Raw genomic sequence first — 24,475 nt, 5'->3', positions numbered from 1 at the left:
TCAATCCGTGCTCTGTAGTTTGTCGAGTTTTGCGGCGAGGACGGCGCCCATCTCGGCGGCGGGGCCGGGCTCCAGGAGGAGGTGGTGGTCGACGTCGAGGGGGTAGTCCTCGATCTCGCCCTCGACGAGCGGGCCCCAGTTGGCGCGCCCGGTGGGCGAGTCGGCGGTGCGGCCCCGCAGCGCGGTGAAGAAGACGATGTCGCCGCGGAACCGGCCCGGCCGGTACTCCTCGGCCTGCCGCAGGCCGTTCTCGTAGTTGCGGTAGACGTTGACCAGGTCGTCCTCGCCGAGGGTCGCGAGGGCGTCGTCGCGTTCGGCGAGCACCGCCATGATCTGCGCCATGTCGGGGTTGCCGTCCTCGGCGATCATCCCGGCGTCGACGCCGATGGCCTCCAGCAGCTCGGGCAGCACCTCGCGGCGCTCCGATTCGAGGTCCTGGCCGTGGTAAGCGTCGATGAGGGCGAGCAGGCCGACGCGCTCACCGGCGGCCTGCAGCCGCACGGCCATCTCGTAGGCGACGAGCCCGCCGAGCGACCAGCCCGCGAGGTGGTAGGGGCCGGCCGGGCGGACGGCGCGGATCTGCGCCAGGTAGTCCTCGGCCATCTCCGCCACCGACCCCGGCAGCTCCGGCCGGGTGAACGCGCGGGCCTGCAGCCCGTAGACCGGCTGGTCGGGGCCGAGGTGGCGCTGGAACTGCAGGTAGCCCCACGCCAGGCCGCCCGCGGGGTGGACGAAGAACACCGGCGGGCGGGTGCCCGAGGTCCGGATGGGCAGCAGCACCTCGAAGCCGAGGCGGTCCTCGGGCTCGCCGACCCGGGTGAGCGCCTCGACGGTCTGGTGGGTGAACACGTCGCGGGGGGTGAGCTCGATGCCCTCCTGGCGCGCCCGGGTGACGAGCTTGAGGGCGGCGATGCTGTCGCCGCCGAGGTCGAAGAAGCTGACGTCGGCGCCGACGCGGTCCAGGCCGAGGACGCCGGCGACGATCGCGCAGAGCCGCTCCTCCTCGGGGGTGCGGGGGTCGCGCCCGGCGGCGGCCTCGCCGTAGTCGGGCGCGGGCAGGGCGCGGCGGTCGAGCTTGCCGGTGGGGCCGACGGGGAAGGTGTCGAGGCGGACGAACGCGGCGGGCACCATGTACTCGGGGATGCGGGCGGCGACGAATTCGCGCAGGCCGTCGACCCCCCGCTCTTCACCGAGGGGTTCCGGGCGGGCGTCCCCCCTGGCAGGACCGTTCGCGATGACGTAGGCGACGAGGGTCTTGACGCCGGGGGTGTCCTCGCGGGCGACGACGGCGACGTTCGCGACGGCCGGGTGGGCGGCGATCGCGGCCTCGATCTCGCCGAGCTCGATCCGGAAGCCGCGGACCTTGACCTGGAAGTCGACGCGGTCCAGGTATTCGAGGGTGCCGTCCGGCCGCCAGCGGACGAGGTCGCCGGTGCGGTACATGCGGTCGCCGGGCGCGCCGAACGGGTCGGCGACGTAGCGCCCGGCGGTCAGCGCGGGCCGCCGCAGGTAGCCGCGGCCGAGCCCGGCGCCGGCGATGTACGCCTCGCCGGCGACGCCCGGCGGGACGGGCCGCAGACCCGGGTCCAGCACGTAGACGCGCATGTCGTCGATGGGCCGGCCGAGGAGGGCCGACGTCTCGGCCGGGTCGGCGAGCGGCCCGCGCTGCCCGCCGATGGTGGTGTAGGTGGTGGCCTCGGTCGGGCCGTACACGTTGCCGACCTCGGTGTCCGGGCAGGCGGCGAGGACCTTGCGGATCGCGGCGGGCGAGCCCGCCTCCCCGCCGGTCAGCACCTCGCGGAGCCGCGCGAACGCGTGCGGGCGCTCGTCGGCGACGAGGTTGAACAGGGTCGTGGTGAGGAACAGGCCGGTGAGGTCCTCCGCGGCGATGATCTCTTCGAAGGCCGCGCCGTCCAGGTGGCCGGGCGGCGCGACGACGGCCGTCCCGCCGTGCAGCAGCGGCGTCCAGATCTCGTAGATGGACGCGTCGAACGCGTGCGGCGAGTGGACGAGGACCCGGTCGTGCGCACCGCCGCGCAGCCGGCCGTCCGTCGCGAGGTCGAGCGCGTCGCGGTGGCGGAGCATGACGCCCTTGGGGACGCCCGTGGAGCCGGACGTGAACAGCACGCAGGCGAGCTGCTCGGGATGGCACGGGACGCCGGGGTCGGTGTCCGGCTGCGCCGCCGTCTCCGGGTCGGCGTCCACGACGAGGATCCGGGCGGAGGTGCCGAGGGCGGCGACGCGCTCGCGCATCGGGGTGTTGACCAGCAGGACGGGCGCGGCGACCTCGTCGACCGCCCAGGCCAGCCGCTCCTCCGGGTAGCCGTGGTGGATCGGCGCGTACGCCCCGCCCGCCTTGAGGATCGCCAGCGACGCGACGACGGTGTCGGCGGACCGTTCGAGGAGAACGGCCACGGGCGTGTCGCGGCGGACGCCGAGCCCGATGAGGCGGTGCGCGAGCCGGTTCGCGCGGCGGTCCAGCTCGGCGTAGGTGATGGACTCGCCCGAGGCGCGGACGGCGGTGGCGTCCGGGGTCTCGGCGAGCCGGGCGGCGAAGCGGGCGGTGAGCGTGCCGGGCTCGCGGCCGGTCACGGGGCCCTGCCATTCCCGGAGGACGCGGGCGCGCTCGTCGCCGTCCAGGACCTCGATGCGGCCCAGCGGCAGGTCCGGGCGGTAGGCGACGGCCTCCAGGATGCGGACGAAGCGCCGCATCAGCCGCTGCGCCTCGTCCTCGGAGAACAGGTCGGTGCGGTGGTCGATGCGCAGCGACAGGCCGCGGCCGGGGACGGCGGCGAAGGTCAGCGGGTAGTGGGACGCGTCGTAGCCGTCCACGTCGTGGAGGGTGAGGCCGCCGAGGTCGGTGCCGGCGGCGTCCGGGTCGAACGGGTAGTTCTCCAGCACGGTCATCGTGTCGAAGAGCGTGCCGGTGCCGCTGAGCCGCTGGATGTCGGACAGGCCGAGGTGGTGGTGCGGCATCAGCGCGGCCTGCTCGTCCTGGAGCCGGGTCAGCGCCTCGGCGACGGTGTCGGCGGGGCGGACGCGGACGCGGATCGGCAGCGTGTTGATGAACAGCCCGATCATCTGCTCGACGCCCGGCAGCTCCGGCGGGCGGCCGGACACGGCGGCGCCGAACACCACGTCGGACGAGCCGGTGAGGCGGCCGAGCAGCGTGCCCCAGGCGAGCTGCAGGACCGTGTTGAGGGTGACGCCCTGGGCGCGGGCGCGCGCGCTGAGCGCGGCGGTGAGGTCTTCGGTGAGGCGGGTCCGGACCCGTCCGGGGGTGGCGGCGCCGGGTTCGGGCGCGCCCGGTGCGACGAGCGTGGGCTCGTGGACGCCGTCCAGGGAGCGGCGCCAGGCGTCCTCGGCGGCCTGCCGGTCCTGGGCGGCGAGCCAGGCCAGGTAGTTCTTGTACGGCGCGACGCGCGGCATCCCGGCGTCGTCGCCTTTCGCCAGGTAGAGCGCGAACAGCTCCGTCTGCAGGACGGGCGTGGACCAGCCGTCCAGCAGGATGTGGTGGTTGGTGAACACCATGCGGTGCAGGCCGTCCGCCAGCTTGATGAGCAGGAACCGCAGCAGCGGCGGCTTCGCCATGTCGAACGGCCGGGCCCGTTCGGCGTCGGCGAGGTCCCGCGCCCTGGCGTCGCGCTCGTCCTCGGGCAGGGCGGACAGGTCGGCGTCGTTCCAGGGGAGGCGCACCTCGCGGTGGACGACCTGGACCGGCGACCCCTCCTTGCGCTGCCGGAACCCGGCGCGCAGGTTGGCGTGCCGGCGCAGCAGCGTCGCGGCGGCGGCGCGCAGCGCGGCCACGTCGAGGGGGCCGCGCAGGTCGAACACGATCTGCGCGGTGTAGACGTCGTTCTCCGAGTCGTACAGCGCGTGGAAGAAGAGCCCCTGCTGCAACGGGGACAGCGGGAGGATGTCCTCTAGCTGCGACTTGCTCAATCCAGCTCCCATTCGCCGTCGAGCTCGGCGGCGAGCTCGTCGATCTCGTCCTGGCTGACGTCCACCAGCGACAGGTCGGACGGGGTGAACCCGCCGACGGGTCCGTCGGCGGTGCCGTCCACGACGTGCGCGACGAGGCCGCGCAGGGCCGTGAACCAGCGCTCGGCGAGGTCGTCGATCGCGGCGTCGTCGAACAGGCCGCCCGCCCATGTCCAGGTCGCGGACAGCTCGGGTCCGCCCGGCAGGTCGCGGGTGTGGGCGTTGACCTCGATGGCGTGGACGAGGCCGAGCGCGCCGTCCTGGCCGGAGCCGAGGGCGTCCGCGTCGGCCTGCGCGGCCGGTCCCCAGTCGGTGCCTTCGGGCACCGCGGACCGGCCGAGGTAGTTGAACGCGATCTGCGGCGTCCCGGCGAGCCGGTCGCCCGCCGCGGGGTTGAGGTGGCGCAGCAGCCCGTACCCGATGCCGTTGTCGGGGATCTCGCGGAGCTGCTCCTTGACCCGCTTCAGCGCGGTGCCGACGGCCTGGCCGCCCTCCCGGACGTCGGCGGGCTCCACCCATCCGGCGTCGAGCCGCACGGGGTGGATCGAGGTGAACCAGCCGGCGGTGCGGGACAGGTCCACGCCGGGGACGACCTCCTCGCGGCCGTGGCCCTCCAGGTCGATGAGGACGGCGGTCTCGTCGCAGATCCCCCGGTCGCGGCGCCATCCGGCGACGGCCAGGGCGAGGCCGGTGAGCAGCACGTCGTTGGCGCGGCCGTGGAACGCGGCCGGGACCTCGGTGAGCAGCGGCCCGGTGACGTCGGCGGGCAGGTCGAGGGTGCGGTGCCGCGCCGTGCCGAACGTGTCGGCGGCGGGGTCGAGCGGGCGGGCGCCGAGCACCGGGTCGGGGGTGGCGAGGACGTCGTCCCAGAGCGGCAGCTCGGCGGTGCGGCCCGGGTCGGACGCCTCGGCCGCCAGCCGCTGCGCCCAGCGGCGGAACGACGTCGGCACGGGGTCGAGGTCTCCGCCGCCCCACGCCGTGACCAGGTCGGGCAGGATGATCCGCCAGGAGACGCCGTCCACGGCGAGGTGGTGGACGGTGAGCAGCAGGCGGCCCGAGTCGCGCTCGCCGGCGTCGAACCACACGAGTTGCGCGACCGTGCCGGCCGCGGGGTCGAGCCGGCGGCGGGCGGCCTCGGCCTCGGCGGCGAGGACGGAGCGCAGGACCGCCGCGTCCAGGCCGGCGACGTCCACGCGGCGGACGAGGGCCGCCGCGTCGACCGTGCCGGGCTCGGTGACCTCGAACTCGGTGCCGGCCACGCGGAGGCGGAGCATGTCGTGGTGGTCCAGGACCCGCTGGAGCGCCGCGGTCAGCCGGTCGGTGCCGAGGCCCGGCGGGACCTGCAGGAGCATCCGCTGGCTGTAGCCGTCGACCGGGCCGTCCAGCTCCTGGAACCAGCGCATGATCGGGGTGGCCGGGATCCGGCCGACGCCCGCGCCGGGCGCCTCGGCCGCGACCTCCTCGCCTTCGCCGGCCGGCCGCGCGGCGGCGGCCAGTTCCTCGACGGTCTGGTGCTGGAACACCTCCCGCGGGGTGATGACCAGGCCGGAGCGGCGGGCGCGGGAGACGAGCTGGATCGCGATGATGGAGTCGCCGCCGAGGTCGAAGAACCCGTCGTCGATCCCGACCCGCTCCAGGCCGAGCACCTCGGCGAACAGCCGGGAGAGCGTCTCCTCCTCGGGGGTGCGGGGCGCGCGGGACGAGACCTTCGCGGCGAAGTCGGGGGCGGGCAGCGCCGCGCGGTCGAGCTTGCCGTTCGAGGTCAGCGGCAGCGCGGGCAGTTCCACGACGGCCGCCGGGACCATGTGGTCGGGCAGGTCGCGGGCGGCGAAGCGGCGCAGCTCGGCGGAGTCGGTGCCGGTCCCGGCGACGTAGGCGACCAGCCGGCCGTCGCGGACGATCACGGCGGCGTCCCGGACGGCCTCGTGCCTGGTCAACACCGCCTGGATCTCGCCCGGCTCGATGCGGAAGCCGCGCAGCTGCACCTGCTGGTCGGCGCGGCCGAGGTATTCGAGCGTCCCGTCGCGGCGCCAGCGGCCGAGGTCGCCGGTCCGGTACATGCGGGTGCCGGACGCGCCGTGCGGGTCGGCGACGAACCGCTCGGCCGACAGGCCGGGGCGGTTGAGGTAGCCGCGGGCGAGGCCGGCGCCCGCCACGTACAGCTCGCCGACGACACCCGGCGGGACGGGCTGGAGGCGGTCGTCCAGGACGTACAGCTTGAGGTCGGGGATGCCGGCGCCGATGAGGCTGCCGGGCGCGGTGGCGGCGGTGACGCGGTCGAGCGCGAGGTACGAGACGTGCACCGTGGTCTCGGTGATCCCGTACATGTTGACCAGCGTCGGCGCGTCCTCGGCGTGCCGGGAGTACCAGTCTTCGAGGCGGCCGAGGTCGAGGGCCTCGCCGCCGAAGACGATGTAGCGCAGCGCCAGGTCGGAGCCCGGGGCGTCCTTGTCGGCGGCCATGAGCTGGTAGAAGGCCGACGGGGTCTGGTTCAGGACGGTGACGCGCTCGTCCACCAGGAGGTTGAGGAAGTCCTGCGGCGAGCGGGACGTCTCATAGGGGACGACGACGAGACGGCCGCCATAGAGGAGCGGGCCCCACAGTTCCCAGACGGAGAAGTCGAACGCGTAGGAGTGGAACAGCGTCCACGCGTCGTCCGGGCCGAAGTCGAACCACTGCTCGGTCGAGCGCAGCAGCCGCACCACGTTCTGGTGCGGCACCACGACGCCCTTCGGGCGGCCCGTCGAACCGGACGTGTAGATGACGTACGCCGGGTTCTCGGGGTGGATGACCACGCCGGGGTCGGTGTCGGGGTTTCCCGGCGCTTCGAGGTCGCCGGGGCCGAGGGTCAGCACCGGGCGGGCGTCCTCGACCATGTACGCGATGCGGTCCGCCGGGTAGTCGGGGTCCATCGGCACATAGGCCGCGCCCGCCTTCAGGACCGCCAGAATCGCCACGACGAGGTCCGCCGACCGCGGCAGCGACAGCGCCACGAACTGCTCGGGGCCGACGCCCTGCTCGATGAGGCGGTGCGCGAGGCGGTTGGCCTTCGCGTTCACCTCGCCGTAGGTCCACGTCACGCCCTCGAACGTCACCGCCGGCGCGTCCGGACGCGCCGCCGCCTGCGCCTCGAACAGCGCCGGGATCGTCGTCCGCTCGGTGGTGCCGCCCTTGCCGCCCGCCCACTTGCGCAGGATCGTCCGGCGCTCGCTCCGGTCGAGGATCTCGGCGGCGCCGATGGGCGCGTCCGGGTCGGCGACCAGCTCGCCGACGAGCCGCTCGAAGCGGTCCGCGACCGACCGGGCGGTGTCGGGGTCGAAGAGGTCGAGGGCGTATTCCAGCCCGGCCTCGATCCCGGCGGGCGCGCCGTCCTCGCCGTGCCGCTCCGCCAGGTAGAGCGACAGGTCGTACTTGGCGATGCCCGACCCCAGCGGTTCGGCGCCGCCGGTCAGGCCGTCCAGCTCAAGGCGGGCCTCGGGGTTGTTCTGGAACGACAGCACCACCTGGAACAGCGGGTGCCGCGCCATCGAGCGGGCCGGGTTGAGCACCTCGACGAGCCGCTCGAACGGGAGGTCCTGGTGCCCGTAGGCGGCCAGGTCGGCCTCCTTCACCCGGTCGACCAGCTCGCGGAACGACGGGTCGCCGGACGTGTCGGTGCGCAGGACGAGCATGTTGACGAACATGCCGACGAGGTCGTCCAGGGCCTCGTCGGTGCGGCCCGCGATCGGCGACCCGATCGGCACGTCGGTCCCGGCGCCGAGCCGGGTCAGCAGCGCGGCGTACGCGGCCTGCACCACCATGAACAGGCTCGCGCCGCTCTCCCGGGCGAGGGTCAGCAGGCCCGCGTGGACGTCGGCGTCCAGCTCGAACGCGTGCGTGGCGCCCCGGTACGTCGCCTCCGGCGGGCGCGGCCGGTCGGCGGGGAGCCGCAGCTCCTCCGGCAGCCCGGCCAGGGCGTCCGTCCAGTAGGCGATCTGCCGGGAGATCAGGCTGCCCGGGTCGTCCTCGGAACCGAACAGCTCGCGCTGCCAGAGCGTGTAGTCGGCGTACTGCACGGGCAGCGGCGCCCACCCCGGCGCCTCCCCGGCGGCGCGGGCCGCGTACGCGGTGATCACGTCGCGGGCCAGCGGCGCCATCGACCAGCCGTCCGCCGCGATGTGGTGCAGGACGAGCATCAGGACGTGCGTGTCCCCGCCGAGCGCGAACAGCCGCGCCCGCAGCGGCGGCTCCACCGACAGGTCGAAGCCCTGCCCGGCGGCGGCGGCGAGCGCCGCGGGCAGCGCGGCCTCGCCGGTCTCGGCGACGTCGAGCCGGGGGCGGGCGGCGGCCGGGTCGAGGACGAGCTGGCGGGGGGTGCCCGAGCCGTCCGGGAAGATCGTGCGGAGCGACTCGTGCCGGGCCACCACGTCGCCGAGCGCCTCGCGCAGCGCGCCGAGGTCGAGCGCCCCGTCGAGCCGCAGCGCGATCGGCATGTTGAACGTCGCCCCGCCGCCGCCCGACGCGGTGCCTTCGAGCCGGTTCAGGAACCACAGCCGCTGCTGCGCGTACGACAGCGGCACCACTTCGGGACGCTCGGCCCGCACCAGCGGCGGGCGGACGTCCCCGGCCGCGTCCGCGAGCCGCTCGGCGAGGCGCGCGGGCGTCGGCGCCTCGAACAGCGCGCGGACGGGCAGCTCCACGCCGAGTGCGGAGCGGACCCGGCTGACCAGGCGGGTCGCGGTGAGCGAGTCGCCGCCGAGGTCGAAGAACCCGTCCTCCACGCCCGCCTTCGGCACGCCGAGGACCTCGGCGAACAGCCCGCACAGGATCTCCTCCTGCGGGGAGCGCGGGGCGCGCCCGGTCGTCGCGGCCGCGGCCGGGGCCGGCAGCGCGGCGCGGTCCAGCTTGCCGTTCACGGTGAGCGGCAGCGCGTCCAGCACGGTGAACGAGGGGATCATGTAGTCGGGCAGCCGCTCGGCCGCGAACCGCCGCACCGCCGCGACGTCGAGGTCCGCGCCGACGAGGTAGCCGGCGAGCCGCCGGTCGCCGGGCCGGTCCTCGCGGACGACGACGGCGGCCTGCGCGACGCCCTCGCAGCCGCACAGCACGTTCTCGATCTCGCCGGGCTCGACCCGGAAGCCGCGGATCTTGACCTGGTCGTCGGCGCGGCCGAGGTACTCGACCGTCCCGTCCGGCAGCCACCGGGCGAGGTCGCCGGTGCGGTACATGCGGTCGCCGGGCGCGCCGAACGGATCGGCGGTGAACCGCTCGGCGGTCAGCCCGGGGCGGCCGAGGTAGCCGCGGGCGAGCTGCGCGCCCGCGAGGTACAGCTCACCGGGGACGCCGGCCGGGACGGGCTGCAGCGCCGCGTCCAGCACGTAGGCGCGGGTGCCCCGGTACGGCCCGCCGATGGAGGGGCGCTCGGCGTCCGCCACGACCTGGTTCAGCGTGTCGACCGTGGCCTCGGTCGGCCCGTAGAAGTTGCGCGCGGTGAGGCCGGGGACGTCGCGCAGGTCCGCCCACAGGGCCTCGCCGACGGCCTCGCCGCCGAGGAGGAGCTGCGCGGGGCGGTGCCGCCCGTCGTCGTCCAGCAGGCCCGCCTCGCGCAGGGAGAGGAAGTGCGACGGGGTCGTGTTCACCAGGTCGATCCGCGCGTCCGCCACGTACGCGGCGTACGCCGCCACGTCGCGGCGGGTGTCGTCGTCGATGAGGTGCAGCTCGTGGCCGTACATCATCCACAGCAGGCCCATCCACGACGTGTCGAACGAGAACGACGCGAGGTGCGCGAACCGCATCCGGCGGCCCCCGGCGGCCTCCACCGCGGGGTCGAAGAAGGTCTCCCGGTGCGCCTCGAAGTAGTTCAGCACGCCGGTGTGCGGCACGGTCACGCCTTTGGGGAGCCCGGTCGAACCCGACGTGTAGATGACGTACGCGGCGTTACCGGTGCGCAGCGGCCGCACCCGGTCGGCGTCCGCGGGGTCGTGCGCCGGCCGCCCGGACGTGTCCGGGAACCCGCCGGCCCGGATGGTGAGGGCGGGGCCGCAGTCGTCGAGCATGTGGGCGATGCGGGCGCGCGGGTACTCGGGATCGACCGGGACGTAGGCCGCGCCCGCCTTCAGCACGCCGAGGATCGCCACGACGATCTCGGGGGTGCGCGGCAGGACGAGCGCGACGCGGTCCTCGGCGCCGATCCCCCGCGCGATGAGCTCGTGCGCGAGCCGGTTCGCGCGCTCGTTCAGCTCCGCGTAGCTCAGCCGTTCGCCGCCGCAGACGAGGGCGGTCTCGTCCGGGGTGCGGGCGGCCTGCCGCTCGAACAGGGCCGGGAGCGTCCCGGCCGGGACGCCGGCGCCCGTGTCGTTCCACGCGGCGAGGGCCGCGCGCTCGGCGTCCGACGGGAGTTCCACGGCGCCGGCCGGCTGCCCGGAGTCCTCGGCGAACGCCTCCAGGAAGCGGCGGACGCGGGCGAGCAGCGCCTCGACGACGGGCCGCTCGTACACGTCGGGCCGGTAGTGCAGGCGCAGCGACAGCCGGTCGCCGGGGGCGGCGACGAACGACAGCGGGAAGTGCGTGGCGTCGTAGGAGTCGGCAGCGGCGATGCGGACGCCGTTGAGGGAGCCGTCCATCGACGCGGGGTCGAACGGGTAGTTCTCCAGGACCGTCATCGTGTCGAACAGCGCGCCGCCGTGGCCCGCCACCCGCTGGATGTCGGTGAGGCCGAGGTGGTGGTGCGCGAGGAGTTCGGTCTGCTCGTCCTGAAGGCGTTCCAGGAGGGTGCCGAGCGGCTCGTCCATCCGGTACCGGACGCGGATCGGCAGCGTGTTGATGAACAGCCCGATCATCTGCTCGATGCCCGGCAGCTCCGGCGGCCGTCCCGAGACGGTCGCGCCGAACACCACGTCGTTCGAGCCGAGCAGCCGGCCGAGGACCAGCCCCCACGCGCCCTGCAGGACGGTGCTCAGCGTGACGCCGTGGCGGCGGGCCGCGCGGGTGAGGCGGCGGGTGGTGCGCTCGTCCAGCTCGGTGATCGTCCGCTCCGGCGGCCGCGGTGCCCGCCCGGCGGCCCCGGGCGCGACGAGGCTGGGCCCGGCCACGCCGTCGAGGGCGCGGCGCCACGCGTCCTCGGCGGCGGCGCGGTCCTGCCCGGCGAGCCACGCCAGGTAGTTCTTGTACGGCGTGACGCGCGGCATCCCGGTGTCGTGGCCGCCCTGCACGTAGAGCATGAACAGCTCGGTCGCCATGATCGGCGTGGACCAGCCGTCCAGCAGGATGTGGTGGTTGGTGAAGACCAGCCGGTGCCGCTCGGGACCCATCCGGACGAGGACGAACCGCAGCAGCGGCGGCGCGGTCATGTCGAAGCCGCGCGCCCGCTCGCGCACCACGAGGGCGTCGGCCTCGGCCTCGGACGCGGCCACCTCCTCCCACGGCAGCTCGACCGTCCGGGGGATCACCTGGACGGGGCGCGACAGGTCCTCGTGCCAGAACGCGGCCCGCAGGTTCGGGTGCCGCCGCAGCAGGGTCTCGGCGGCGGTGCGCAGCGCGGGGACGTCCAGCGGCCCTTCGAGGTCGAGGACGAACTGGGCCGTGTACACGTCGGAGTCGCCGGCGTCGAATAGGGCGTGGAAGAAGAACCCCTGCTGCAACGGCGACAGCGGCAGGATGTCCTCTAGGTCCCCCCGGTTCAATGCTGCCGCCTCCATGCGCTCTGTAGCTTGTCGATCTCGGCCTGGTCCAGTTCGACGAGCAGGTCCGACGGGGTGAAGCCGCCCGTCTCGCCGGCCGCGACCGCGGCGACGAGGCCGCGCAGCGCGGTGCACCAGCCCTCGGCCAGCTCGCGGACGCCGGCGCCGTCCAGCAGGCCGCCCGGCCACGTCCACGTCGCGGACAGCACGGGGCCGCCGGGCAGGTCGCGGGTGACGGCGTTGACCTCCAGGACGTGCGCGAGCGGCATCCGGGGGTCCTCGCCCGGGGGCAGCTCCTCGGCGGCGAGCGTCCAGTCGCCGCCCTCGGCCCCGCCGTCCACGCGGCCGAGGTAGTTGAACGCGAGCTGCGCGGGCGGCGCCTCGGCCAGCTCCTCGGCGGCCTCGCCGCCGCCGTAGCGGAGCAGGCCGTAGCCGATGCCGTCGCCGGGGACGGCCCTGAGCTGCTCCTTCACCTTCTTGATGGCCGCGCCGCCGGCCGCGTTGCCCGCGTCCAGCAGCACCGGGTGGATCGAGGTGAACCACCCGGCGGTGCGGGAGACGTCGACGCCCGGCACGGCGTCCGAGCGGCCGTGGCCCTCCAGGTCGACCAGGACGCCGGTGCCGCGGCCGCCGCGGTGCCGCCGCCACTGCGCGACGGCGAGGGCGAGGCCGGTGAGGAGAACGTCGTTGGCGCGGCCGTGGAACGCGGCGGGCACGTCGGTGAGCAGCGGCCCGGTGACGTCGGCGGGCAGCTCGACGGTCAGCGAGTCGGCGCGCGCCGCGATGTCCGCGCGGGCGTCGAGCGCGCGTTCCGCGAGCTTCTGCGGCGGGCCGTCGACGATGTCGAGCCAGTCCTCCAGCTCGTCCTCGTCCGGCTCGGCGGCGGTGAGCTTCTGCGCCCAGCGGCGGAACGACGTCCCGACCGGCTGCAGCTCTCCCCCGGCCCAGGCCGTGACGAGGTCGGGCAGAAGGATCCGCCAGGACACGCCGTCCACGACGAGGTGGTGCAGGACGACCAAGAGGCGGCCCTGGTCGGCGCCCGCGTCGAACCAGACGAGCTGCGCGACCGTCCCGTCCCGCGGGTCGAGCCGGTCGCGGGCGGCCGTGGCCTGCTCGGTGATGACGGCCTGCAGCTTGTCGGCGTCCAGCCCCGCCGCGTCGACGCGGGTGACGAGGCCGGCGGTGTCGCAGGAGCCGGCCTGCCGGACGACCGGCTGCCAGCGGTCACCGTCGACGTCCAGCCGCAGCCGGAGGACGTCGTGGTGGTCCATGAGCGTCCGGAGGGCGTCCGCCAGCCGGTCCGCGCCGAGGTCCGGCGGCGTGCGCAGCAGCATCGCCTGGTGGAAGCCGCTGATCAGCTCGGCGTCGCCGCCCACCCGGTCGCGCAGCCACGCGACGATCGGGGTGACCGGGACCGGGCCGGTCCCGGCGCCGGGGGCCTCGGCCTCGATCTCCTCGCCTTCGCCGGCCGGCCGCGCGACCGCCGCCAGTTCCTCGACGGTCTGGTGCTGGAACACGTCGCGGGGGGTGACGACCAGGCCCGACTGCCGGGCGCGGGAGACGAGCTGGATCGCGATGATGGAGTCGCCGCCGAGGTCGAAGAACCCGTCGTCGATCCCGACCCGCTCCAGCCCGAGCACCTCGGCGAACAGGCGCGAGAGCGTCTCCTCCTCCGGCGTGCGGGGTGCGCGCGAGGAGACCTTCGCGGCGGTGCCGGGGGCGGGCAGCGCCGCGCGGTCGAGCTTGCCGTTGACGGTGAGCGGGAGCGCGTCCAGCTCGACGACCACGGCCGGGATCATGTGGTCGGGCAGGTCGCGGGCGGCGAAGCGGCGCAGCTCGGCGGAGTCGACGCCGCTCCCGGCCACGTAGGCGACCAGGCGGTCGTCGCGGACGAGCACGGCGACGTCGGACACCGCGTCGTGCCGGGCCAGCACCGCCTCGATCTCGCCCGGCTCGATCCGGAAGCCGCGCAGCTGCACCTGCTGGTCGCTGCGGCCCAGGTATTCGAGGCGGCCGTCGGTCAGCCACCGGCCGATGTCGCCCGTCCGGTACATGCGGGTGCCGGACGCGCCGAACGGGTCGGCGACGAACCGCTCGGCCGACAGACCCGGCCGGTCGAGGTAGCCGCGGGCCAGGCCCGCGCCCGCCACGTACAGCTCGCCGACGACACCGGGCGGGACGGGCCGGAGGCGGTCGTCCAGGACGTACACCTTCAGGTCCGGGATGCCGACGCCGATGACGCTGCCCGGCGCGGTCGCCGCGTACGCGCGGTCGAGCGCGAGGTACGAGACGTGCACCGTGGTCTCGGTGATCCCGTACATGTTGACCAGCACCGGCGCGTCCTCGGCGTGCCGCGAGTACCAGTCTTCGAGGCGCCCCAGTTCGAGGGCCTCACCGCCGAAGACGATGTAGCGCAGCGCCAGCTCGGAGCCCGGGGCGTCCCTGTCGGCCGCCATCAGCTGGTAGAAGGCGGACGGGGTCTGGTTCAGGACGGTGACGCGCTCGTCCACCAGCAGCTTCAGGAAGTCTTGCGGCGAACGCGAGGTCATGTACGGGACGACGACGAGACGCCCGCCGTACAGGAGCGAACCCCACAGCTCCCACACCGTGAAGTCGAAGGCGTAGGAGTGGAACAGCGTCCACACGTCGTCCGGGCCGAAGTCGAACCACTGCTCGGTCGAACGCAGCAGCCGCACCACGTTCTGATGCGGAACCACGACACCCTTGGGCCGACCCGTCGAACCGGACGTGTAGATGACGTACGCCGGGTTCTCCGGGTCGATGGCCACACCGAGGTCGGTGTCGTCATAGCCCGTGGCGTCGAGGTCGTCCGGGCCGATGGTCAGCACCGGCCGCGCGTCCTCGACCATGTACGCGATGCGGTCCGCCGGGTAGTCGGGGTCCATCGGCACGTACGCCGCGCCCGTCTTCAGAACCGCCAGGATCGCCACGACGAGGTCCGCCGACCGCGGCAGCGACAGCGCCACGAAGCGTTCCGGGCCGGCGCCCCGCTCGGCCAGGCGGCGTGCGAGGCGGTTGGCCTTCGCGTTCACCTCGCCGTACGTCCACGACACGCCCTCGAACGTCACCGCCGGCGCGTCCGGCCGCGCCGCCGCCTGCGCCTCGAACAGCGCCGGGATCGTGCTCCGCTCCGCCACGGGGGCGTGTCCCCCGGCCCAGTCGCCGAGGATCGCGGCGCGCTCGTCCGCGGACAGCACCCCGGCGGCGCCGATCGGCGCGTCCGGGTCGGCGAGCAGCGCCGCCAGGTACCGCTCGAATCGCTCGACGAGCCGCCGCGCCGTGGCCGGGTCGTACAGGTCGAGCGCGAACTCCAGCTCGCCGTCGAGCCCGCCCTCGCGCTCGGTGAGGATCATCAGCAGGTCGAAGCGGGCGGCGCCCGCGGTCAGCGGCTCCACCTCGGCGCTGAACCCCGGCATCTCCAGCCGCGCCTCGGGGTTGTTCTGGAACGTGAGCCCCACCTGGAACAGCGGGTGCCGGGACAGGTGGCGCGGCGGGTTGAGCACCTCGACGAGCCGCTCGAACGGCACGTCCTGGTGCGCGTACGCGGCGAGGTCGGTCTCCCGCACGCGGCCGACCAGCTCGCGGAACGACGGGTCCCCGGAGGTGTCGGTGCGGAAGACGAGCATGTTGACGAACATGCCGACGAGGTCGTCCAGGGCCTCGTCCGCGCGGCCCGCGATCGGCGACCCGATCGGCACGTCCGTGCCCGCGCCGAGCCTGGTCAGCAGACCGGCGAACGCGGCCTGGGCGACCATGAACGGGCTGGCGCCGGTCTCCCGGGCGAGCGCGAGCAGCGGCCCGTGGACGTCGGGGCCGAGCCGGAAGCGGGCCGTGCCGCCCCGGTAGGACGCCTGCGCGGGGCGCGGCCGGTCGGCGGGGAGCGGCAGCTCCTCCGGCAGCCCGGCCAGGGCGTCCTTCCAGTAGGCGATCTGCCGGGAGATCAGGCTGTCCGGGTCGTCCTCGGAGCCGAAGAGGTCCTGCTGCCAGAGCGTGTAGTCGGCGTACTGGACGGGCAGCGGCGTCCACCGCGGCTCTTCCCCGGCGGCGCGGGCCGCGTACGCGGTGATGACGTCGCGGGCCAGCGGCGCCATCGACCAGCCGTCGCCCGCGATGTGGTGCATGAGCAGCAGCGCGACGTGCTCGTCCGGCCCGAGGCGGAACAGGTGGGTGCGCAGCGGCGGCTCGGCGGAGATGTCGAACGCGTACCCGGCGGCCATGGCGAGCCGCGTCGGCAGCTCCGCCTCGGTCGTGTCGGCGACCTCCAGCTCGGGGCGGGCCGCGGCCGGGTCCAGGACGAGCTGGCGCGGCACTCCTCCGCTGTCGGGCAGGACCGTGCGGAGCGTCTCGTGCCGCTCGACGACGTCGCCGATCGCGGCGCGGAGCGCGGCCACGTCCAGCCGGCCGCGGATGCGCAGCGCGGTCGGCATGTTGTAGGTGGCCGACGGCCCCTCGAACCGGTTGAGGAACCAGAGCCGCTGCTGCGCGTACGACGGCGGCACCGATGCCGGCCGCTCGCGCGGCTCCAGCGCCGGGCGTCCGGGCTCCTGCCGCGCGCCGTGCCCGAGCAGCGCGGCGAGGCCCGCGACGGTCGGCGCCTCGAACAGCGCGCGGACGGGAAGCTCGGTGTCGAGGACGCGGCGGACGCGGCTCACGACCCGCATCGCGATCAGCGAGTTGCCGCCGAGCGCGAAGAAGTCGTCGTCGGCGCCGACCCGCTCGACGCCGAGGAGGTCGGCGAAGACCGCGGCGACGGCCTCCTCCGTCGCCCCGGACGGGGCGCGGTACGCGGTCGCCGGGACGGCCGCGAGCGCCGGCTTCGGCAGGGCCTTGACGTCGACCTTGCCGTTCGGGGTGAGCGGCATCTCGTCCAGGACGACGACGGCCGCGGGCACCATCGACTCCGGCAGGCTCTCCCGGATGTGCGCGCGCAGCTCCTCCGGGTCGGGCGCCTCGCCCGGCGCGGCGACCACGTAGGCGACGAGCCGCTTCTCCACCGGTCCCTCGGCCACCGGTCCCTCGATCACCAACTCCTCGGCGGGGGCGGCGGCGCCCGGGAGGTCGAGCTCCGCGACGGTGACGGCGGCGCCGGAGGCGACGGCGGCCTCCAGGGTCCGCCGGAACCAGCCGGCGAGGCGCTCGGCGGTGTCCCGGTCGAACAGGTCGAGGGCGTATTCGAGGGTCCCCGCGAAGCCGCCGCCGTCGCGGGCGTCCTCCAGCATGAACTCCAGGTCGAACTTGGCGACCCCGGCGTCCACCGGCTCGACGGCGACGGTCAGGCCGGGCAGCTCGACGGACGCCTCGGGGTTGTTCTGCAGGGTCAGCATCACCTGGAACAGCGGGTGCCGGGCCAGCGACCGCACCGGGTTCAGCACCTCGACGAGCCGCTCGAACGGGACGTCCTGGTGCGCGTGGGCGGCGAGGTCGGTGTCGCGGACGCGGGCGAGCAGCTCCGCGAACGACGGGTCGCCGGAGGTGTCGGTCCGCAGCACCAGCGTGTTGACGAACACGCCCACGAGGTCGTCCAGGGCCTCGTCGGTGCGGCCCGCGATCGGCGACCCGATCGGCACGTCCGTGCCGGCGCCGAGCCGGGTCAGCAGCGCGGCGAGCGCGGCCCGCAGCACCATGAACACGCTGACCTGGTGGTCGCGGGCGAGCGCCCGCAGCCCGTCCGCCAGCTCGGCGGGGATCTCGAACGCGACCTGCGAACCCCGGTAGGACGCGCGGTCGGGCCGCGGCCGGTCGGCCGGCAGCCGGATCTGGTCGGGCAGCCCGGCGAGGGCGTCCTTCCAGTAGGCGATCTGCCGCGCGGCGAGGCTCGCGGGGTCGTCCTCGGCGCCGAGGAGCTCGCGCTGCCAGAGGGCGTAGTCGGCGTACTGGACGGGCAGCGGCGCCCAGTCGGGGGCCTCGCCGTCGCGGCGGGCCAGGTAGGCGGTGATCACGTCGCGGGCCAGCGGCGCCATCGACCAGCCGTCGCCCGCGATGTGGTGCATGACGATCAGCAGGAGGTGCTCGTCCGCGCCGAGCCGGTACAGGTGGGCGCGGATCGGCAGCTCGCTCGCCAGGTCGAAGCCGCGGGTGGCGTCGGTGAAGAGGGCGCCCCGGACGTCGTCGGTCTCCCCCACCGTCAGCACCGGCTCGGCCTCGCCGGGCGGCAGCACGATCTGGTGCGGCTCGCCGTCGGCCTCGCCGAACAGCGTCCGCAGCGACTCGTGCCGGGCGACGACGTCCCGCAGCGCCGCCCGCATCGCGCCGGGGTCGATCTCGCCGGTCAGCCGCAGCGGGATCGGCATGTTGTAGGTGGCGGTGAGCCCTTCGAGGCGGTTCAGGAACCAGAGCCGCTCCTGCGCGAACGACACCGGCAGCGGGTCGGGGCGCTCGGCGGGCAGCAGCGCCGGGCGCGCGGCGGCCGCCGCCTCCGCGAGGTGCCCGGCGAGGCCCGCGACGGTCGGCGCCTCGAACAGCGCGCGGACCGGCAGCTCCACGCCGAGCGCGGCGCGGGCGCGGGCGACGACGCGGGTCGCCTTCAGCGAGTCGCCGCCGAGGTCGAAGAACCCGTCGCCGGGCCCGACCCGCTCCAGGCCGAGGACGTCGGCGAAGATCCCGCAGAGGATCTCCTCGCGGGCGTCGCGCGGGGCGCGGGAGGTCGTCGACGCGGAGAAGTCCGGCTCCGGCAGCGCGGCCCGGTCGAGCTTGCCGTTCGGGCTCAGCGGCATCGCGTCCAGCACGACGACCGCGGCCGGCACCATGTAGTCCGGCAGCGACTTCGCGACGGACGCGCGCAGCTCGGCGGGGTCGACGCGGGCGCCCGGGTTCCCGACGACGTATCCGGCGAGGACGTCGTCGCCGACGGCGTCGCGGCGGGCGACGACGACGCTCTGCGCGACCGCCGGGTGGTCCGTCAGCGCCGTCTCGATCTCGCCGAGCTCGATCCGGAACCCGCGGACCTTCACCTGGTGGTCGAGGCGGCCGAGGTACTCGATGTGCCCGCCGCGGTTCCACCGGACGAGGTCGCCGGTGCGGTACATCCGCTCGCCCGGCCCGCCGAACGGGCACGCGACGAAGCGGTCGGCGGTCAGGCCGGGGCGGTTCAGGTAGCCGCGCGCCAGCCCGTCCCCGGCCAGGTACAGCTCCCCGGGCACGCCGACCGGGACGGGGCGCAGCCGCTCGTCCAGCACGTACACGCGGGTGTTGACCATCGGGCGGCCGATCGGGGCGTGGCCCTCGGCGTTGCCGTCGTCGTACCAGCCCGTGACGTAGACCGTCGCCTCGGTCGGGCCGTAGATGTTGGAGACCCGCGCGTCCGGCAGCAGCGCCCGCACGTCCCGGACGAGCTGCGGCGGCAGCGCCTCGCCGCCGAGCGCCATGTCGCCGATGTCCAGCCGGACCCCGCCGTCCGGCCCGCCGCGCGACAGCAGCACCGACACCGCGGACGGCACGCCGCTGATCAGCGTCCCGGACCAGCCGCCGCGCTCGGCGATCTCCAGCAGGTCGCGGACGACCTCGATCTCGCCGCCGATCGTGAGCGGCACCAGCCACTCGAACACCGACACGTCGAAGTTGAGGGACGTGGAGAACAGCACCCGGCGCATCCGGTCGGGGCCGTAGCCCTCCATCGACTCCGCGCAGAAGTCCACGACGCTCGCGTGGGAGATCACGACGCCCTTGGGGCGGCCCGTCGAACCGGACGTGTAGATGACGTACGCCGGGTTGCCGGGCAGCAGGGGCCGGACGCGGTCGGCGTCGGTGACGTCCTCCCCCGAGTACCCGTCGAGGGACAGCGCGTCGAGTTCGATGCGGGGCGTCCCGCCGGGCAGGTCCACCGAACGGGTCGTGATGACGCAGGCGGGGGCCGCGTCCTCCAGCATGTAGGCGATCCGGTCGGCCGGGTACGCCGGGTCGATCGGCTGGTACCCGGCGCCCGCCTTCAGGACGGCCAGCGCCGCGGCCACCAGGTCGGCGTCGCGGGGCAGGGCGAGGGCGACGAAGTCCTCCGGGCCGACGCCGTGCTCGATGAGGCGCCGGGCCAGCCGGTTCGCGCGGTCGTTCAGCTCGGCGTAGCTCAGCCGGGTCTCGCCCGCGATGACCGCGGTGGCGTCCGGGGTGCGGGCGGCCTGCGCCTCGAACAGGTCGGTGACGAGCCCGGGCGCGATGTCCAGCCGCGTGTCGTTCCAGGTCTCCAGGAGCAGGCCGCGTTCGGCGTCGTCGAGGATGTCGACGTCGCCGAGCGGCAGCGACGGGTCGGCGGCGACCTGCGCGAGGAGCCGCTCCAGCCCGGCCGCCATCGACGCGGCGGTCTCCGGGTCGAACAGGTCGAGCGCGTACTCCAGCCGGCATTCGATCCCGGCCGGGGCGCCGGCGGCGTCGTGCCGCTCGTCGACGAGGAGGGCGAGGTCGAAGCGGGACACGCCCGGGTCGACGGGCTCCAGCGCGACGGTGAGGCCCGGCAGCTCGACCCGCGCGGACGGGTCGTTCTGCATCGAGATCATCACCTGGAACAGCGGGTGCCGCGACATCGACCGCGCCGGGTTCAGCACCTCGACGAGCCGCTCGAACGGCACGTCCTGGTGGGCGAACGCTGCCAGGTCGGTGTCGCGGACGCGGCCGAGCAGCTCCGCGAACGACGGGTCGCCGGAGGTGTCGGTCCGCAGCACCAGCATGTTGACGAACACGCCGACCAGGTCGTTCAGGGCCTCGTCCTGGCGGCCCGCGACCGGGGAGCCGATCGGGACGTCGGTCCCGGCGCCGAGCCTGGTGAACAGCCCGGCGAGCGCGGCCTGCAGCACCATGAACATGCTGGCGCGGTGCTCGCGGCCGAGCGCGGCCAGCTCGGCGTGCAGCTCGGGCGGCAGGGCGAACGCGTGCTGGGCGCCCCGGTAGGTGGCGCGCGCCGGGCGGGGCCGGTCGGCGGGCAGGCCCAGCTCCTCGGGGAGTCCGGCGAGGGCCTCCCGCCAGTACGCGAACTGCCGCGCGGCGAGGCTGCCCGGGTCGTTCTCGTCACCGAGGAGGTCGCGCTGCCAGACGGAGTAGTCGGCGTACTGCACCGGCAGCGGCGCCCACGCCGGCTCCGCGCCGGCGGCGCGGGCCGCGTAGGCCGTGATGAGGTCGGCGGCGAGCGGCTCCATCGACCAGCCGTCGCCGGCGATGTGGTGCAGCACCAGCAGGAGCAGGTGCTCGCCGTCCGCGATCCGGAAGACGTGCGCGCGGACCGGCGGCTCGGCGGCCAGGTCGAACCCGCGGGTCGCCGCCGCGAACACGGCCGCCTCCAGCCCGGCCGGGTCGCAGTCGGCGATCTCGGGTTCGAGGGTGATCTCGTCCGGCCCGAGGACGCGCTGGTAGGGCTCCCCCTCGACCTCGGTGAACACGGTGCGCAGCGCCTCGTGCCGCGCCATGACGTCGCGCATCGCGGCGCGCACGGCGGCGAGGTCGAAGTCGCCCGTCAGCCGCAGCGGGATCGGGATGTGGTAGGTCGCGGAGGGGCCTTCGAGGTCGTGGATGAACCACAGCCGCCGCTGCGCGTACGAGACCGGGACGAGCCCGTCCCGCTCGACCGGGACGAGTTCGGGCCGGGCGTCCGCGCCGGTCCCCGCGAGCAGTTCCGCGAGGGCGGCGACGGTCGGCGCCTCGAACAGGGCGCGGACGCCGAGGTCCGCCTTCAGCGCCGAGCGGGCCCGGGACACGACGCGGGTGGCCTTGAGGGAGTCGCCGCCGAGGTCGAAGAAGTTGTCGTCGATGCCGACCCGCTCCACGCCGAGGACCTCGGCGAACGCCGCGCACAGGACCTCCTCGCGGGCGTCGCGCGGGGCGCGGCCCTCGGCGGCCGGGGCCAGGTCGGGCTCGGGCAGCGCCGCGCGGTCGAGCTTGCCGTTCGGGTTCAGCGGCATCGCGTCCAGCACGACGACCGCGGACGGCACCATGTACTCGGGCAGCACCGCCGCCAGGGACCGCTTCAGCTCGGCGGGGCCGGCGCCGTCCGCCACCGCGTACCCGACGAGGACGGTGTCGCCGGCGGCGTCCTCGCGGGCGACGACGACGCTCTGCGTCACCGCCGGGTGCGCGGACAGCGCCGTCTCGATCTCGCCGAGCTCGATCCGGAAGCCCCGGACCTTCACCTGGTGGTCGAGCCGGCCGAGGTACTCGATCTGCCCGGCGCCGTGTCCCTGCGAGGGGGCGACCCCCCACGCCCCCCGGGAACTGCTTTGACGCCAGCGGACCAGGTCACCCGTCCGGTACATGCGCTCGCCGGGTTTCCCGAACGGGCACGCCACGAACCGGTCTGCGCTCAGCTCCGGGCGGTTCAGGTAGCCGCGCGCCAGCCCGTCCCCCGCCAGGTACAGCTCCCCGGGCACCCCGGCCGGGACGGGTTCGAGCGCCGCGTCCAGGACGTAGGCCCGGGTGTTGGCGATCGGCGCGCCGATCGGCGCGTGCCCCCCGGCGTTGCCGTCGTCGTACCAGGCGGTGGCGTAGACGGTCGCCTCGGTCGGGCCGTAGATGTTGGAGATGCGGGCGTCCGGGGCGAGTGCGCGCAGGTCGTGGACGAGCCTCGCGGGCAGCGCCTCCCCGGCGAGCACGATGTCGCCCGCCTCAAGCTGGATCTGGGGGGACGACCCCCCAGACCCCCCGGCAACAGCCTCCGAACGGAGCGAGCCGGTCGCGAGCAGCGCCGACATCGCGGACGGGACGCCGCTGATCAGCGTCCCCTTCCAGCCGCCGCGCTCCGCCACGTCGAGCAGGTCGCGGACGACCTCGATGTGCCCGCCGGCCGTGAGCGGGGCCAGCCACTCGAACACCGACACGTCGAAGTTCAGCGACGTGGAGAACAGCACGCGGGCGAGGCGCTCGGGGCCGAAGTCCCGGTTCGCCCAGGCGCACAGGTCGACGGCGTTGGCGTGCGAGACGACGACGCCCTTCGGCCGGCCCGTCGAACCGGACGTGTAGATGACGTAGGCCGCGTTGCCGGGGCGCAGGGGCCGGACGCGGTCGGCGTCGGTGGGCGCCGTCGCCGGGTGGGCGCCGAGGTCGAGGTCGTCCAGCAGGACGCGCGGGGTGGTGCCGGGCAGGTCCGCGCCGGAGGTCGTGATGACGCAGGCGGGGGCGGCGTCCTCCAGCATGTACGCGATGCGGCCGGCCGGGTACGCCGGGTCGACCGGCTGGTAGGCGGCGCCCGCCTTCAGCACCGCGAGCGCCGCGACGACCAGGTCCGTGTTCCGGGGCAGGGCGAGCGCGACGAAGTCCTCGGCGCCGATCCCGCGGCCGATCAGGTGGTGGGCGAGGCGGTTGGCGCGCTCGTCCAGCTCCCGGTAGGTCAGCGTGGTGTCGCCGTGCGTCACGGCGGGCGCGGCCGGGGTGCGGGCGGCCTGGGCCTCGAACAGGCCGGGGACGACGCCGGGCTCGACGTGCAGCGCCGTGTCGTTCCACTCGTCCAGGACGCGGGCGCGCTCGGCGTCGTCCAGCAGCCCGATCTCGCGGAGCGGCGTGGCCGGGTCGGCGTCGCCGAGGGTCCGCAGGAACCGGACGTAGCGCTCCAGGTGCGCCGAGACCTGGTCCTCGCCGTACAGGTCGGGGTGGGCGTCGAAGTCGACGCGCATGCCCGTCCCGTCGAAGTTGTCGTAGATGTTGATCGACAGGTCGTCGACCGGGCCGGTCGTGATGGCGTGCGTCCGCGCCGGCAGGCCCGCGAAGTCGAGCCGGTAGTCGAAGGCCATGACGTTGATGACCGGCCCGTGCAGGCGGCGGCGCTCGCCGAGCAGCCGCAGGTCGCGCAGCAGGTCCTCGCGGCGGTACCGCTGGTGGCGCAGCACCCGCGCGGTCGCCCGGGTCGCCGTCCGGACCAGCTCCTCCACGGTCATCCCGGGCCGGACGCTCACCCGCAGCGGCAGCACCGTGGACAGCATCGCGGGCGTCTCGCGCGACGCGGCGGACACCCGCCCGCTGACCGCGAGGCCGAGGACGACGTCCTCGGTCCCGGTCATCCGCGCCACGTAGGCGGCGGTCGCGGCGATCGCCAGGCCCGGCGCGGCGGTGCGCAGCCGGCGGGCGCCGGCCGCGAGCGCCGCCGTCTCGTCCGGCGGGACGACGGTGCTGCGGCTCAGGTAGCCGGCGGTCGGCTCGGCCATGCAGTCCGCGAGCGACACCGCGACCGGGCGGTCGGCGAACCGCTCCAGCCAGTAGGCGCGGTCGCGCTCGAACTTCTCCGACGCCCGGTAGGCGTCCTCCTCGGCGAGGACGGCGCGGAAGTCGCCGAGCTCCCCGGGGTCGTACTCGCCGCCGTTCGCGAGCAGCGTGTAGATCTCGGCGGCGCGGCGGCTGATCATCAGGCCGCTGTAGGCGTCCAGCGCCGCGTGGTGGGCGCGCAGGAACCAGCGGTGCAGCTCCGGGGACAGCCGCAGCAGCGCGGTGCGGTACAGCCGCTCGCCGTCCGGCGGCAGCGGCTCGGCCATCCGCGCCGCGATCCACGCCCGCGCGGCGGCGTCCGGGTCGGGCTCGCCGGACAGGTCCACGAGGGGGATCGTCGCCGTCGCGTCCGGGTCGAGGATCTGGTGCGGGATCCCGTCCACCTCGACGAGGCGCGCGTTCATCGCGAGCGACTCGTGCGCCGCTATACGCGCCACCCGGTCGAACAGCGCGTGGTCGACCGGCCCCTCGATCTCGATGTACTGCGCAATGTCGATCGGCGTTTCGGGCGCCAGTTGCTGCGCGTACCAGACGCTCCGCTGAGCGGCCGAAAGAGGAACGTACTCGGTGGACATCAAGCGGCACTTTCCCGGTCGAAGGGGGTTGGCTTCACGCCCGCGGCCGGCACCGGCCCGGCGCCGGCG

3 protein-coding genes are annotated in these 24,475 nt (G+C 75.0%); all 3 read right to left on the bottom strand.

Annotated features, from left to right (window positions below; all coding sequences use genetic code 11):
* From E1200_RS00755 to E1200_RS00745, 3 genes are read right to left on the bottom strand one after another with little or no spacing between them, the layout of a single operon-like run.
* Positions 1-3,942: an amino acid adenylation domain-containing protein gene (locus tag E1200_RS00755; RefSeq protein WP_243708274.1), complete on the bottom strand. Its 3,942-nt coding sequence runs from the start codon at positions 3,940-3,942 to the stop codon at positions 1-3.
* Positions 3,939-11,642: a non-ribosomal peptide synthetase gene (locus E1200_RS00750; RefSeq protein ID WP_243708273.1), complete on the bottom strand. Its 7,704-nt coding sequence runs from the start codon at positions 11,640-11,642 to the stop codon at positions 3,939-3,941. Before E1200_RS00750 ends, E1200_RS00755 begins: the two co-directional genes overlap by 4 nt.
* Positions 11,639-24,406, bottom strand: a complete 12,768-nt coding sequence (locus E1200_RS00745) for a non-ribosomal peptide synthetase (RefSeq protein WP_131949777.1) — start codon at positions 24,404-24,406, stop codon at positions 11,639-11,641. Before E1200_RS00745 ends, E1200_RS00750 begins: the two co-directional genes overlap by 4 nt.
* Positions 24,407-24,475: the final 69 nt, after the last annotated feature.

Origin of the sequence: Actinomadura sp. GC306, assembly GCF_004348665.1 — a bacterium.
Lineage (GTDB): Bacteria > Actinomycetota > Actinomycetes > Streptosporangiales > Streptosporangiaceae > Spirillospora.
The sequence above is the reverse complement of the archived record's forward strand: the minus strand, read 5'-3'. Positions and strand labels throughout refer to the sequence as shown.